The organism is uncultured Pontibacter sp., from assembly GCF_947495565.1.
Taxonomy (GTDB): Bacteria; Bacteroidota; Bacteroidia; order Cytophagales; family Hymenobacteraceae; genus Pontibacter.
Genome location: NZ_CANLZM010000001.1, coordinates 92,589 through 107,584 on the forward strand (window position 1 = coordinate 92,589; position 14,996 = coordinate 107,584).

Below are 14,996 nucleotides of genomic sequence, written 5' to 3' on the forward strand. Positions count from 1 at the left end.
AAAATGCAGATGCTGTAAATCTTGCTGGTGAAAACACGCACCAAGGGCAGGCAATATAGTATGAATAAACTCTAAACAGGCTTGGCTGTTGTTATAAAACCTGTCATCCTAAACCATAAACTTACACCAGAATATTTAAGTTTTTCCTGCTCCTACAGCAGCTTTCACAGTATTTCTAACATCCTACTCAATAATAAACGGTGTAGGTGTGAAGCACAGCAGAAAGATGATGAAGGCAAGTATACCCAGTGCTTTGCGGAGCGGCGTGAGTGGGCGCTCATCGGGGCAGGAGGGATGAAAGATGCCCATTACCCGCGAGAGCAGCAACCCAAACGCGAGCCAGCCGCTGTAGCCATCAGAATCCGGGAAAGCCAGTGAAATAAGCACCTGCGCCACCAGCACCACCCCAGCCAGGTATAAGCTATACTTTAATTTAGGCGTGGCAGGCTGCAGCACAAACACCAGGTAGAGCAGGTAAAAAGGCCAGAGCCAGAAGTATGCCTCAAGCTCCGGAAAGAAGTTAGACAACCCGTATTGCAGCAGCAGCATGGCAAGCGTAGCGGCTAAGGCATAGTTCCGGTTGCCCAAGAGTTTCAGATAAGCCCAGTAAGCAAAGGGAGCAAACACAACCAGCAGCTCCTCGCCCCAAACCGGCTCTGTGTAAGGCGAAATGACTCCCAGCCCGGCATAAAGTATAAACAGCGCAAAGAAGATAGGGGAGAGTTGGTTGAAGCGTTGGTACCCGATAAGGCCATACAGTACATGGCCGCCATCCAGCTGCCCGATCGGGAGCAGGTTAAGAGCTGTAAAGAAGAGGGCCAGAAATCCGGCGAATACAAAAGGATAGTGAATAATTTCATACGCATTTGGCACCAGCGCAGGGTCTGCCACAAACTGCTCAAAAAGTATAAACAACAGGTTTTTACCTAAAGCAAAGTTGCCAAAATTATCCTGGTATACATACTGTGCATAATCCAGCCCGTAGCGCTCATACTCAGGGTGAATGCTGAAAACGTACTCTGGCTCCGGCAGATGCGTAAAAGCGTAAAACAGCAGCGGAATGGCCACTACAAAACCAGCCAGCGGACCGGCAATCCCGATGTCGAAGAACTGCTTTCGGGAGAAGATGCGCTCTTTAATCCGGATAAAGGCTCCCATAGTACCGATGGACGAGGTGATACCAAACCAAAGCGGGATATAGTATGGCAGCGTAACGGCGGTGCGGTAGTAGCGGGCCGTGAAATAATGCCCGAACTCATGCACCGTAAGTACCCCCAGAAAAGGCAGCGAAAAGTATAACCCGCCCAGAAATTCGGCCCAGGTAAGTGTACCCATCCAGCTAAAGCCCTGCGGCCCCAGGAAAAACAGCTTACCATAGCGCCATTCTGCCCCGGCAATGGTAGTGGTAACCAGCGTGAGGCAGAACAGCAGTAAGTGAAGGCTATATTGCTGCCATTTAGACTGCAACATCCGCAAAAAACTTGTTGATGGTAAGCGGTGGCTGTAAGTGCAGCGTTTTAATGCCGATCGTGTTCGCGCTATGGATATGCTGAATGCTATCATCAATAAACAGCGTATCTTCCTTCTGCAGGTTGTTTTCGGCTAATATCTGCTCAAAAATAGCGGCATCGGGCTTGCGCTTGCCCACCAGGTGAGAATAATAGGTTTTCTCAAACAAAGAATCTAAGCTAGGGATGGTAAAGCTGTGTGCCACGATCTGGTTAAAGCGCTCCAGGTGGATAGCATTTGTGTTGCTGAGCAGGAAGATGCGGTACTTTTTGCCCAACTCCAGCAGCAGGTCTATGCGCTCCTGCGGTATATCAAGCAGCATGGCGTTCCAGGCCTCGTCAATCTGTTCATCGGTGGCGTCTATCTTGTAAGCTTCGCGCAGACCGTTGCGGAACTCTGTATTAGAGCAAGCGCCGGTTTCCAGCAGGTCGAACAAGTGCGACTGCTCTTTCTGGCTGTAGGCAATGCTGCAGTTATCTTTGCACAGTTTCTGCAGTTCCTGAATGCTTTTGTCGTAGTCTATATTAATGATGACACCGCCTAGATCGAAGATGATATTGTTGATTTGTGTTAGTTCCACGAAAAAAAATATGTATAGTGTTTGATATATTGAATGCAAATATGTAAAATTGCACTCCCAATTCAAAGGAAGCACATCCAGAGAAAAGGAAAGGGCCTATAGCTCAGTTGGTTAGAGCACCTGACTCATAATCAGGTGGTCCCTGGTTCGAGCCCAGGTGGGCCCACAGTCTAAAAAAAGCACTTGCAAGGTAAAACTTGTAAGTGCTTTTTTGTTTGCACACTTTTTTACAAATTTCGGGCAGGTTATTATCTTGGCCTGCACAGGCAGTCTTTCATATTATTAATGGTTGAGCTTGGAACACTTTCGTTGCAAACTCAATCCCGGCTAACTCTCCTCTTAAAGTAGCTCGTTCTTTGGGAGTGCCAGAATCATTGTCAATTAACCTTACCCTAATATTTTCCATCCTTAGTTCAAGCTGTTGTAGGTATTCTTGGCTATTGTCACTAACCACTTCTGGTGCTATAGACTCTCCTCAAGATTTGAGACTAGCTGTGGACGGAGGTTCGTTAACTGTCATCGCTTAGCGCGGAGCCAATCTTTTTCCAGGCAATCGGAAAAAAACAAGAGGAGTATACTTTGCCTGCTGCTGGCACTCTTAAAGTAAACTGATAATGCGTTTAACTTAACTTCATATAATACTTTGTCATGGTAAAACAGCTTTTGCTAAGAGAAAAGCCATGCGACAGCCTCATCTCAGCCGCAGAAATCCAATCTGGAGGTAATCTTGAACTCAATTTTACGTATGGATGCTGTTAAGTAAAAAGACATTAGGGCTTCTAGTTCATCTTAAAATAAATTTATACATACCTGTAGTGACCAAAGCAAGGTGGGTTATTTGAATGCTTACAAGAAACTTTGTTTGAGCAACTGTTAATGGAATAAGATTAAAACTTCAGGTTATACTAGCCATACTTCAACACCTATCTTTTTAAGCTTACCTGCAAGCCATTTACTTAAATCGTGTGAGCACCTTATACTTTATGGCTTAAGTGGGGAAATAATTCCCAATCCTAAGTCAGCTTTAGCTTTCTAAGGTATACAACTGACCTGATAGGTACTTAACTGTAATATTATCTGTCTTTAAAAAATGAAAGGTGAGCGGAGGGCTATGAAATTCAACCACATACTACATAAGTCTATAAGCGGGTTCTAAGCTTCTCTTGCCAGAAAATTTACGGTCGAATCATTTTTAAGAATTAGAATAAACTTTTTAACTAAATTTGTGTTAATGAATGAGTGTTCATTAACTAATATACGCTATGGCAAGACCCTCTGATCCAAATAAACTTCAGCAGATTAAGCAGGCAACAGTCGAAACTATTGTGCGGCTGGGGCTGGAGAATACAACTATCTCAATAATAGCGCGCGAGGCGGGAGTGAGCGAAGGATACCTTTACCGCCATTACGCCAGTAAACAGGAACTGATCCATTCGCTGTTTCAGGAGCGGATGGAGTCTATACTTGCGCAGATAAATAGTATTCTGGAGCAGGATAACATGAGTTTGGCGCAGGTGATGGAGAGTTACATAACGGGCGTCGTAACAAGGGCTATCGAAGCACCAGATGCCTCTAAATTTTATTATACACTGCTCCATAACTATAATTTCGAGGTAAGTGCGGAGCAGAAGGCTAGCACACTGAAAACGTTGCAGCGCCTGCAAGCGCTGGGGCTGAAGAACAACCAGGTCAATCCTGATATATCACTTGAGCAACTATACTTATCCAGTTTCGTGCTTACCATTGACTATGTGCACCTTAAGATGCGTAAACTAGTATCACCAGAGGGCCTCACACTTACAGACATACCAGTAATAACCCGCCATGTGTTGCGCACACTTGGCTATAACAATTTAAAGTAAAGTTTCTAATGAGATGTTTATATCAATTTGGATTAAGCCTTTTGCTGATTCTCCCTATCCATGTGCAAGCCCAGGAACTCTCGCTTCATGATGCCGTGCAGCATTTAGAGCGAGCAAACGGTAAACTACAGGCAGCTAAGTCGCTGGAGAAAAAGTCGGAGTATGAAGTGAGCCAATCACGTGGTCGCCACCTTCCGAACCTGGACTTCAACGCAAGTTATACCCACATCAACGATGATATCAGCATCAACCTAAACCAGATCAGGGATGCTATTGGTATGTTACACCAGTTACCGGAGCCCGGTGCGGTTTTAGGCGACTGGCAGCCCGTTTTGCAGCAGCAGGACTTTGGTAGCGCAGATGTGACCATGAAATGGCCTGTATTTACAGGAGGAAAGCTGAACCTGGCAGACAAAGCTGCACGGTTGAAGAGCAGCGCCAGCCAAACCCAGACCGAGTCTACGCGAGAGGAACTGTTAGCCAGCCTCACAGAAGCCTATTTCAGGGTGCGTATGGCTTCTGAGGCACTGGATTTGCGCCAGCAGGTTGAGAACTCTGTGAAGGTGCATACTCAAAATGCTGAGAAGTTATTTGAAAATGGGATGATACCGAAGGTGGAGCTTCTGAATGCTGAAGTGGCGCTTTCTAATGCTCAACGTGAGGTGCAGGCTGCTCGAAGAGATTTAGCGCTGGCCCGTACCGCCCTGAACAACCTGATCGGCGATGAAAGCTACGACTCGTTAAGTACCGGCCTGTTTGCTCCTAAAGCTGTTCAGAACCTTGACTTTTACCAGGACCAGGCTTTGCTGACGCATAGCCAGCTACGCTACCTGCGTCAGCAAAGCGAGTTAGCGCAACTTGGCGTAAAGAAAGAGCGGCTAAGTTATATACCTGACGTAGCGCTTTTCGGCAAAAAGTATTTGTATACTAATAACCTTCCGATCACAGAACCTAATTGGGCAGTAGGTGTGGGACTGAGTGTAAATGTTTTTGATGGGTTTCGGAGAGAGAACAGCATTAAGGTTGCCTCAGCGCAGGCTGAGCAGGTTAACCACCTTATCACGCAGGCTGAGCGCGATATACAGACCTACGTGGAGAAGCTGTATAACGAGTTAATGAAGCAGCAGGAACAGTACCAAAGTCTACAAAAAGATGAAAAACTGGCCCTAGAGCTAAAATTCATGCGCGAGCGGGCCTTTGAAGAAGGAATGGGCACTTCCGTAAACGTGGTGGATGCGACTGTGAACCTGGCATCTATCCGGCTAAAGCAGTATCAGGCACTTTATCAATACGATACAGCCTTTGCCCGCCTAGCACTTGTTGCCGACCAATGGGACGAACTTATTCAGAATTTATAATATAAAAGTATACAACAACTTTATCCGATGAAAAAGAAGAATAGCGCCAAAACAATTGTCAGCCTGCTGTTACTGCTTGCCGTTGTACTGCTGGCTGTGTGGTTTTTGGCTAAGCCTGAAGAGGTAGTGCTGCAAGGCAGGGTAGAAGCCACGCAAACCTATCTATCGCCTAAAATTGCAGGCCGCATAAAGGAATATAAAGTGAAAGAGGGTGATGAAGTGAAGGAGGGGCAGCTGCTGGCTGTGCTGGAAAGCCCGGAGCTTGATGCAAAGCTATCACAGGCGGAGGCGGCTCAGGCAGGCGCTGAGGCCCAGCAGGCCAAAGCCCAAAAGGGCGCCCGTTCAGAGGAGATAAACGCAGCCCGCAGCGTTTGGCAAAAAGCGAAGGCCGCCGCCGACTTAGCAGATAAAACCTTTCAGCGTGTGAGTAACCTGTATAAGGACGGGGTAGTGTCTGAGCAGCAACGCGATGAGACGCAAGCCAAGCGAGAGACCGCCCGCCGTGACGAGCAGGCAGCCTACAACAACTACCAGATAGCACTGCAAGGGGCCCGCTCCGAGGATAAGGATGCAGCTGCTGCTGCCGTTGCTCGTGCCCAGGGAGCCGTATCTGAGGTAGAAGTATACTCACAGGAGCGATTGATAAAATCACCGGTAAACGGGGAGGTGCAGGACCTGCTCCCGGAGCTGGGAGAACTCGTGTCACCTGGCTTTCCTGTTGTGAACCTGATTGACTTGAACGATGCCTGGGTGGTGCTCAATGTAAAGGAAGACTTACTATTTCATTTTGAAAAGGAGAGTGTGTTTATCGGAAGTGTACCGGCGCTGAACAATAAGCAACTGCAGTTTAAGGTATATTATGTTGCTCCCCTCGGAGACTTTGCCACTTGGAACGCAACCAAAGCCACTGGTAGTTTTGATGTCCGCACGTTTGAGGTAAGAGCCAAGCCTGTGCAGCAAAACGAAGGTATCAGGCCAGGTATGAGTGTGCTCGTTGCGTCCGATCAGTTAAACAAATAGGCGATGGCAGGATTGAAAAAAGTATTTACCAGAGAACTCTTCTTGATGGGGCGGGAGCCTAAGCGGCTGTTGTTTGCGCTGGTGCTACCACTCTTGTTCTTCTGGTTTTTTATGGGCTTGTTCCAAAGCGGTGTGCCCCGCGACATGCCTATTGCGGTGGTAGATTACGACCTGTCTGCACTTTCGCGGCAACTGAGTGTGCAACTTGATGCCACTCCTGAAATAACAGTGAAAATTCTGCCAGAAACCGACCTGGAGGCAAAGCGGTTACTGGAAACCGGGCAAGTATATGCCATGGTTGTGATTCCGGAAAATTTTCAGGCGGATGTGCGTAGCGGCCGTTCCGTTAAAATAGTGAACTTTACAAACGGGGCTTTTCTACTGCCAAGCGGCCTGATCAGTCGGGCATTCCAGAAAACGGTAGGTACGCTCTCAGCAGGCGTAAGTATACAGGCACGTATGAAACGCGGGGCTTTGCAGGAGCAGGCAATGATCAGTATGCGCCCCATCGGGTTAAGTTCCAAGATCCTTTTTAACCCATACGGCAACTACTCTTATTACCTGAACACCGGATTGCTCCCGATGATGCTGCAGCTTTTTGTGATGCTAACCACGATTTATTCTATCGGGAAAGACCTGAAGTATCATCAGGGGCGAAGCTTGTACCGTTTAGGGGAGCGCAGTTTACCCTCAATAGTTTGGGGTAAGTTGCTGCCTTATACTTTGCTGTTCTTTATAGTAGGTATGCTGATGAACTTTGCCATGTTCTTGTGGGAGGATTTTCCGCTGAACGGCAGCAAGTTTATAGTGGTGCTGGCTACCATGCTCTTCATTTTGGCCCACCAGGCATTAGGCGTTTACTTTGCAGCGGGTGCCAAAAGCCTTCGCGCTGCGCTCACAAGCGGTACCGGCTTCTCGGCGGTCAGTATGTCTTTTGCAGGCCTTACGTTTCCCGATCTGGGTATGCCGGTTCCAATACAATGGCTGAGCAACGTGTTTCCGTTAACGCACTATTTGTCTGTGATGATTGACCAGGGCCAGCGCGGAGCACCTGTTGTCTATTCTTTGCCTGCCTTTGCACTTTTGTTACTATTAGTGCTGCTGCCAATGTTGGGCTGGCTTAAATTACGCAAGCTGTATGCTGCTGGAGGTTACCCCGAAAGAGTCTGATTCATGAAAAAAATTTTTAAACTATACCACCGCGCACGCCTGTCTTACACAGATACTTTAAAAAAAGAGCTGCGTGCCGTGCTTTCTGATAAAGCCGTATTGGGCGTTTTTATCAGCACAGGTTTTATAGTGATGGTGCTATATGCCTACATCTACTCTAAGGAGGTTGTGCGCGAGATACCGGTAGCGGTCGTGGACGAGGACAATTCTGCCATGAGCCGGCAGTACATCCAGATGCTGGATGCTACAGAGCAGGTACAGGTAGTGCCCGGATTCTATAGTATACCGCAAGCAGAGGATGCTTTCTTTAAGCGAGATGTAAAAGGCGTGCTGTACATACCCGATTCTTTTTCGGAGGATGTGCGCAAAGGCCGGCAAGCTGATGTGGCTGTGCACGCCGATGCCTCCTACATGCTATACTACCGGCAGGTACTAACAGCTGTTAACTTTGTGAATGGCTACTTTAATGCCGGTATAGATATTAAAAAGCTGATGGCTTCAGGCTATACTGAGGAACAGGCCAGAGTTATAAATACGCCTGTAACGTATAGTGTAGTTACGCTTTATAACCCAGCATCTGGCTACGGCACTTACATCATTCCGATGGTAACAGCGCTGGTGGTGCAGGTGGTGCTTTTAATGGCCATCGGTATACTTGGCGGATCACGGAGAGAAAGTAGCCAACACCATTTCCTGTTTCCCAGGGCTTTAAAACGAGGAGGTACCATCCCAATTTTATTTGGTAAGGCTTCTGTTTACGCCATACTGTATTTCTTGCTGCTTATACTTCAGTTAGGCCTGGTTTTTACTTTTTTTGTGATACCAGTGCGTGCTGGTTTAGGCGATTTGTTTCTATTCATGCTGCCATACTTCCTTTCGGTGGTGTTTCTAGGGATTTTTCTGACGGGGCTTTTCCGTTACCGCGAGGATGCGATCATGGCCCTTATCTTCACGACGCTGCCAATGCTGATGCTCAGTGGTTTATCTTACCCTGTAGAAGGTTTCTCGCCGTTCTTCCAAAAACTGTCCTGGATCTTCCCGTCAACCTGGGGTATGAAAGGCTTCGTGAAACTAACCCAAATGGGCGTACCGCTTCAGGATGTTGCAGTAGAATGGAAGGCACTTTGGTGGCAGGCGCTGATTTATTTTATACTTGCTTCTATGGTCCTGAAAGGCCTGGTGCGCAGCACCTGGCGTAAGGGTTAAGCTTTTTCCAATCTCTTACTCTCAAATCGCAGTAATTATAACAATAAGAGGCTATCGCTGTTCTGAAGCATTAGCGTTGAATTTTAAAATAACCTTTGCAAAAGAATGGCTGCTTTAAGCAGTTCTCTACAAGTTGCTTAGCAAGGTATTAAATTGACTTAACATCAAACATGGAATTATTAGACAAGTTAAAATGGCGCTACGCAGCCAAGGCCATGAATGGGCAGAAAGTGCCTCAGGAAAAAATTGACAACATCATAGAGGCTGTATCCCTTGCGCCCACTTCAAGTGGTTTACAGCCTTTCGAGATCATCGTGATCACAAGCCAGGAGGTAAAAGAGAAAATCAAACCCATCGCCTGGAATCAGTCTGTTATCACCGACTGCTCCCACCTGTTTGTATTTGCAGCCTGGGATACATACACAGCGGAACGCATCAACAAGATGTTTGATTTGACAAATGAGCTGCGCGGTTTTACCAACGAAGGCTGGGAAAACTACCGCCAGATGCTGTTAAACAGCTACCCGCAACGGGATGCGGAAGTGAACTTCCATCATGCTGCCAAGCAGGCTTACATCGCTTTCTCACAAGCTATAGCAGCCGCTGCCTTTGAAGGGCTCGACAGCACTCCTTTGGAAGGTTTTGATCCTGATGCCTTGGATGAAATATTAGGGCTAAGGGGAAAAGGGCTCAGGAGCTGCGTTATGCTGCCTATCGGGTATAGAAACGCTGAAAACGACTGGTTGGTAAACCTTACCAAAGTCAGGAAAAGCAAAGAAGATCTTGTGACTTTTGTGGAGTAGTTAAAGGGTTAATAACTTTTGTGTTTATACTTGTTGATCCTAGTGAGTGAATAAAGCAAATGCAAGATGCCGGTGCGCCTTAGCAGAACTAAGCTGCCGGCTTCAAGCAAGAATCCCTGTTTAAAACTCCACTATAAAGCCAAGCGTAGGCACCAGGTTACCATCTGTGTTCTTAAGTATAACCGGAATGGCATTGCTTCCGTCCGTACGAAGCGTGTTGCCATCCGTAGTCGCGAAGCCGGTATTGCTTTCGTTGCGCTGGAAAGTATAGCGGTCAAAGCCCGGTGTGCTGCTGCCCAGCACATTGGCAATATCCAGGAACAGGTCTATAGTAACGCGGTTGAGCGTCCATTTTTTATCGATGCGCACATCAAGCTGACTAAACGGCTGCAGGCGCTCAGAGTTCAACCGCGTATAATCCAGAATGCCTACACCCAACGAGGCGTAATTTAAACGAGAGGCCTCCAGATCGTACGGTGTGCTGGGCGCGCCACCGGAAAATCTGTACTTGGCCCCGAACTCCCAGTTGCGCGACAGCTTTTTGCCCAACAGGCCCGACACCAGGTGGCGGTAATCCCAGGCGCTGGAAACGTAACGGCCATCCAGGCCGGCAAACTCACTCACCGCATAAGTATAGGATAGTACGGAGAACACCGTGCCCGTCAGTTTTTTCTGTAGGTAAAACTCGGCCCCGTAGGTTCTGCCTTTCCCGTTTGTTACCACAGCCTCGTTACCAATTGCGCCAAAGTCGCCGCCCAGATTCGCCAGCGAGATACCATCTCGTACAGATATCGGATAGTGGCTATAGTCCTTGTAAAACCCTTCCACGGTCAGGCGCAGGTCTGGGCGGGGCAGAAATTCGGTACCTAGCACGTAATGGATCGACCTAGTATAATCGGCGTTTCTGTTTAAGTACCGGTTATCCTGTTGGTAACCCAACACAGTATAAGTAGGCAGTTTATAGTAGATGCCAGTAGAAGCGTTAATAGCCCATTTTTCGCTGAGCAAGTAAGAGAGCGCCAGGCGTGGCGAGAGCGTTTGCAGCGGGTTGTTGCCGTTTTCGGTAAAGGAGTTCATGTCTGTTCGCATGCCCACCGATATCCCCAGTTTGCTATCCAGCACCGATTTGGAAACCTGCCCGAATACACCGTAGCGGAAGAAGTCGAGGTTGGTGTCGTAGGCCACCGTCACGCCAGGCTGCACCACGTTGTTCTGCCCGTCGCGCAACTCTTTACGGATCACGCTGAAAATATCGTTGTTGAACTGTACATACTGCCCGGCTAGGCCATAGGCATATTTCCAGCCGTTTTTATACTTGTTCACATCCAGCCGCAGTTTGTTTTCTGTTTCGCGTGAGCTTGAGTTCAAGGTTAAGGCTTGGTTTTCCTCTTCATCAGCTGCCTCATACTTTTTCAGGGAGTTGTCAAAGGCGTTGCGGCTGAGCGCCAGGTTCACGTACCCATCGTTTACAAGCCTTTTCAGCGCGACACCGGTAGTATAATTCCACTGATTGATGGATGGCGTGGAGCGCAGGATATACTCGTTTTCAGGCGTGCTTTCGCGGGGAGTCCCAAATGCAAATTTATCAATGGCACCCACACCGATAAAGGAAACAGAGGTTTTATCGTTGATTTTGTGGTCTATTTTATACTGAAAATCCCAGTAGTTGGGCCGTATGGGCAGGTCGAGCAGCTTAAACAGAAACTGCAGGTAAGACCGGCGCGCCGAAACCAGGTAGGTAGTCTTTTCCCCTGCTGGCCCTTCCAGAGTGGTAGCAAATTCTGAGCCGCTCAGGCGCACGTTGCCCGAAAAGCGCTCCGGGTTGCCATAGCGCTGGCGAAACTCAAACACCGAAGACAAGGCATTGTCGTAACGAGCGTCAAAGGCAGAGGAACTTAACTTCAGGTCTTCTATAAACGAAACATTCAGAATGCCGGTAGCCCCGCCGGCGCTTCCTTGTGTGGTGAAGTGGTTAATGAGCGGTATTTCGATACCATCGAGGTAATAGACGTTTTCATTAGGGGCGCCTCCGCGGATGATCAGGTCGTTGCGGCCCCCGCCGCCGGCTCCGTTTGCGGCAACGCCAGGCAATACCTGCACCACTTTCGAAATGTCAAAGTTACCTCCGGGGTTGCTGCGGATTTCCTCTGTGGTGAGGCGCTGCACCGATAGCGGCGTTATAAGGTCAGCCACGGCGGCACTTTGTCTGCGGTTGGCCACCACCTCTACCTGCTGCAGTTGGCTGGCTGCAGGTACCAGCTCAAAACTGATAATCTGTGCATTGCCCACCGTCACGTTTACATTAAACCGCGACTGTGGCTGGTACCCAATGTAGGAGCTTTGTAGCGTATAGCTTCCAACAGGTATGTTTTCTATCCTAAAGTTTCCGTTCTCATTGGTGGCGGTGCCCAGCTGCGTGCCCACTACCTGCACCGATACGCCTATTAGTGGCTCCTGTGTATTGCGGTCCCGTACTGTGCCGGTAAGCAAGCCTGTTTGGGCAAAAGTGAAGGCAGGAAGTATAAGTAGGAGTAGAAATACAAGTCTCATTGTAGCAGTTTCTGTTTGCGCTGCACTAAATACAGTGTTTTACAATATTGTTTGCAAATTTACTTAAAAATCAGCTATTGATTACTGTATGGTTGTTAGGTGCTGTCTAAACAGGGATCGGCGCTAGGCTGCTAAAGCTGCTCCCTCATAGCATTTGCTTGGCTGGGTGGTTAGAAAGTTTCTCTTTTATTAATGCTAGTGTTTGGTTAAACTGTAATGGATAAAAAATTACACTGCTTAATTAGCAATTCTATTCAACCTGCTCTCTTAATTAAGAAATAAAATGAGTGTAGTTTTTTAAGCGGCTAACCCTGGAGCAAGTCTGTGCAAGTTACGGAAACCTATTCATTCCGTTGATAACTGAAAATTGACCAGTGATAGAAAAAAAAGCTGCTGAAGGAACTTAAAGGGGGCAGTTCAAATACCACTTTTGCTAGGAGAAAAGCCACTCTACAGCCTCATCTTCATGTAAAAATAGCTGAAGCTCGTAAGGGCGGGGATTCAATCTTGACGCCACCATCTCTACTGCCAGAGACTGAAAAATATCTTGCGAAAGCAGCAGGGCTAGGCGGGTAACAGATAGGTCGTCTATAGTATTAATAAATTTAACAGTCCAATTCTGGTCAGCCACTGAAGGGGCGTTTGCCTTAGAAGCGTCTATCAGGAGGTGGTGTATGTTACACGATTTAGCTCTGTGAAAAGAAAGCTCTGTGCCTGCTCTATACTCCTCACTTGTTACAAGGCGCAACCAAATCACTTTCATGTATCGGGCGCCAGGAAACCGGCTTATGTTAATAAAGTCGGTGTCGTAAGCTGCATTTTTGTAAGCTTCTGGCATAGGCGGATAAATTTAGCTAAACGGCAATCCTACGCTAAAACCAAGTATGGCTTTAGCGGCAGCTTTACGAGCGCAAGGCTATAAGTAGTACGGACTACCAAAAGAGGAGTTAGCACTTTGCAGTATTTCTATCCAATTTTCCAAGTAATCGTTACCGTCTCCGTCACATCTATGGCATCAGGCTCAAAGTCAGGGGTAATATCGTAAGTAGATACCGTGTCAGCTTCGTAAATTGGGTAATCGTAGCGCTGCGAACGGATGGTTAGTTCTCGGAAAGTATAATCAATGTTTAGTATTTCCATAAGCTCCACGCCGGTGGCATTGGCAATGAGGGCGGCATTCTCCTTCGCCTTTTCAATTGCATAAAGTATAAGTTGCTGCTGTTGCTCAGAAGCGTCTTTTACACCAAAAGTAATGCTGAACTCAAGATTTTCGAGCTTTTTGGCAATCTGCCCCAAAAGCTGGTTGATGATGGTTTTATCCAGGGGCAGTTCGAGCTCCAGGTTATGAGAGGCACTGAAACCGTTGAATTCTGACTTCTCTGCCTTCTTGTTCCACATGGTCTCCCTCCGGATTCCAAAATTTAGTGTCTTCAGGTTTTTACGGTCTATTCCTGCTGTTTCGATAATGGTGCGGAGATCCTCCACCTTTTTATTTAAGGCAATTACAGTTTTCTCATACTCCCACTCATGCGCCGATGCATCAAATGAGATAATAACAAGATCAGGGGTGACAGCTAATTTGCCTCTGCCTGTGATTTGTAAGTTACGCTCCATAGCTTTTAATAATGTTTTTATAACGTTAAATAAATAAAATTATATAAATAAGCGTTTAATATATTTTAGAAAAATGTTTTGCCAGGAACTGAATAGGGTGGAGCTTTTTAGCCTTGCTTTTGAAGTAAATGCATAATGTCGCTATTTAGAAAGCTTTTCCTTTATAGTTTAATTAATTTTTAGTTCAGGTATAAACTTTTTACAGCTGTAGAAACTAAATCCGTAAATTAATCTAAAATACAATTTTGGGTTTGAATACTTTTAAGGCGAAAAGGTGCTGGTATTTCCAACTGAACACCGTACTTTTAGGCTGAACTAGGAAAGGCCTGTAGTAACTACAGCATAATAAGTGAGGTGGCTAATTTTAAGAAGATTTCTTTCAAAACAAGGGGCGCAGAGGGTAACATTAAGCTGTACCAAAAAAGCTATGTGGAAATAGAACTTGACCAGCACAGGCAGCTGCTGTCGGTGCGCTGGCTAAGGCCTGTAAAAAGCGAAGAGTATCGGGATGGGATTCAGGAAACAAGTCACATACTTTTGGCTCATAAACTGCAGAAGTTATTGGTTAATAACCAACGCATGGGCGTACTGACCATGGAGGACCAAGGCTGGTTGGCTAAAATCTCTGTAGAGGTAATCTCTAAAAGTAACTTGAAATGGCTGGCTATCGTGTCTTCTGTAGATATGCTGCAACAACTGACAAACGAGGTGTTGGATAAGAAGGTGAAAGAAGAAACGCCACCTTTCGATACCCAATACTTTCTCTCAGAGCAGGAGGCACTGGAGTGGCTGGCATCTGCCTAACTTAAAACCTGAAAGCCTGGGCGCTGAAAGTATGGCCTTTTAAACCTCCTGAGCCTCATATTAAAAATTATACTGATCATCAGTATTTTATGTGCTAACTTTATACTTCACAAGCCATTCCAAGGCGCTTTGTTCATCCGTAAACATCCGGGACGGGTTCTGAGGTTTGTTTACCATAATAAAGAAGTTGGCCATCATGCGCAGCATAGGAGAGCTTACCATAATGGCGCTGGCAAGCACCAAATCATTTCCTTCATTAGCCATGTAGTCGCGGGCTTGTTTGGTAGAGTGCTCTACCCGCTGAATATCAAACAGACATGGGTAAGAAACCCCTTCCTGAAACTGTATCCTCTCACTTACAATTTGCTTTGCAATACTAAGGTCCAGCTCCTCCAGAGGCTTATAGTATAGATGCAGTATGCCGTCTTCCAGTTTCATTGTAACATAGTCTGTACTTTTAGACTTTGTTTGGTAATAATTTTCGAATTTTGCCATTCAAGAGGAGTTATAGGCGGTTTGC

General features: G+C 46.8%; 13 protein-coding genes and 1 tRNA gene. 8 read left to right on the top strand and 6 right to left on the bottom strand.

Translation table 11 applies throughout. The features are described 5' to 3' along the window. Positions 1 to 183 precede the first annotated feature (183 nt). Together Q1B04_RS00390 and Q1B04_RS00395 are read right to left on the bottom strand one after the other, a co-directional pair. Positions 184 to 1,470, bottom strand: coding sequence for a site-2 protease family protein (locus Q1B04_RS00390; RefSeq protein ID WP_299754251.1), 1,287 nt, complete (start codon positions 1,468 to 1,470; stop codon positions 184 to 186). Next, positions 1,457 to 2,089, bottom strand: coding sequence for an HAD family phosphatase (locus tag Q1B04_RS00395; RefSeq protein ID WP_299754253.1), 633 nt, complete (start codon positions 2,087 to 2,089; stop codon positions 1,457 to 1,459). The genes Q1B04_RS00390 and Q1B04_RS00395 overlap by 14 nt, the downstream gene beginning before the upstream one ends. Positions 2,090 to 2,181: 92 nt before the next feature. Between Q1B04_RS00395 and Q1B04_RS00400 the strand changes: the two genes are divergently transcribed. The 7 genes from Q1B04_RS00400 (at position 2,182) to Q1B04_RS00430 (ending at position 9,508) form a co-directional block, all read left to right on the top strand. Further along, positions 2,182 to 2,255, top strand: a tRNA-Ile gene (locus Q1B04_RS00400). 1,096 nt (positions 2,256 to 3,351) lie between these two features. After that, on the top strand, positions 3,352 to 3,951 hold the full coding sequence (locus Q1B04_RS00405) for a TetR/AcrR family transcriptional regulator (RefSeq protein ID WP_299754255.1): 600 nt from the start codon (positions 3,352 to 3,354) through the stop codon (positions 3,949 to 3,951). Between the two features lie 41 nt (positions 3,952 to 3,992). Next, positions 3,993 to 5,309, top strand: a complete 1,317-nt coding sequence (locus Q1B04_RS00410) for a TolC family protein (protein WP_299754257.1) — start codon at positions 3,993 to 3,995, stop codon at positions 5,307 to 5,309. 27 nt (positions 5,310 to 5,336) lie between these two features. Beyond that, positions 5,337 to 6,329: a biotin/lipoyl-binding protein gene (locus Q1B04_RS00415; protein ID WP_299754259.1), complete on the top strand. Its 993-nt coding sequence runs from the start codon at positions 5,337 to 5,339 to the stop codon at positions 6,327 to 6,329. A gap of 3 nt (positions 6,330 to 6,332) precedes the next feature. After that, positions 6,333 to 7,499 (top strand): ABC transporter permease, encoded by a 1,167-nt coding sequence (locus Q1B04_RS00420; protein ID WP_299754261.1) that lies wholly within the window; start codon positions 6,333 to 6,335, stop codon positions 7,497 to 7,499. A 3-nt stretch (positions 7,500 to 7,502) separates the two neighbouring features. Beyond that, positions 7,503 to 8,705, top strand: coding sequence for an ABC transporter permease (locus Q1B04_RS00425; RefSeq protein ID WP_299754263.1), 1,203 nt, complete (start codon positions 7,503 to 7,505; stop codon positions 8,703 to 8,705). 170 nt (positions 8,706 to 8,875) lie between these two features. Next, positions 8,876 to 9,508, top strand: coding sequence for a nitroreductase family protein (locus Q1B04_RS00430; RefSeq protein ID WP_299754265.1), 633 nt, complete (start codon positions 8,876 to 8,878; stop codon positions 9,506 to 9,508). A 120-nt stretch (positions 9,509 to 9,628) separates the two neighbouring features. Here Q1B04_RS00430 and Q1B04_RS00435 read toward each other — a convergent pair whose 3' ends face one another. The 3 genes from Q1B04_RS00435 to Q1B04_RS00445 form a co-directional block, all read right to left on the bottom strand. After that, positions 9,629 to 12,058, bottom strand: a complete 2,430-nt coding sequence (locus Q1B04_RS00435) for a TonB-dependent receptor (protein WP_299754267.1) — start codon at positions 12,056 to 12,058, stop codon at positions 9,629 to 9,631. A 433-nt stretch (positions 12,059 to 12,491) separates the two neighbouring features. After that, positions 12,492 to 12,896, bottom strand: coding sequence for a hypothetical protein (locus tag Q1B04_RS00440; protein ID WP_299754269.1), 405 nt, complete (start codon positions 12,894 to 12,896; stop codon positions 12,492 to 12,494). Positions 12,897 to 13,024: 128 nt separating this feature from the next. Beyond that, entirely contained in the window at positions 13,025 to 13,672 is a 648-nt protein-coding gene (locus Q1B04_RS00445) for an SIMPL domain-containing protein (RefSeq protein WP_299754271.1), read from the bottom strand. Positions 13,673 to 14,101: 429 nt separating this feature from the next. Here Q1B04_RS00445 and Q1B04_RS00450 point away from each other — a divergent pair, with 429 nt between their 5' ends. Then, the gene (locus tag Q1B04_RS00450) at positions 14,102 to 14,476 is read left to right on the top strand and encodes a hypothetical protein (RefSeq protein WP_299754272.1); all 375 of its coding nucleotides are present in this window, start codon (positions 14,102 to 14,104) and stop codon (positions 14,474 to 14,476) included. Positions 14,477 to 14,563: 87 nt separating this feature from the next. Here Q1B04_RS00450 and Q1B04_RS00455 read toward each other — a convergent pair whose 3' ends face one another. Then, complete coding sequence (locus Q1B04_RS00455) at positions 14,564 to 14,971, bottom strand: hypothetical protein (RefSeq protein ID WP_299754274.1); 408 nt, start codon at positions 14,969 to 14,971, stop codon at positions 14,564 to 14,566. Positions 14,972 to 14,996 lie beyond the last annotated feature (25 nt).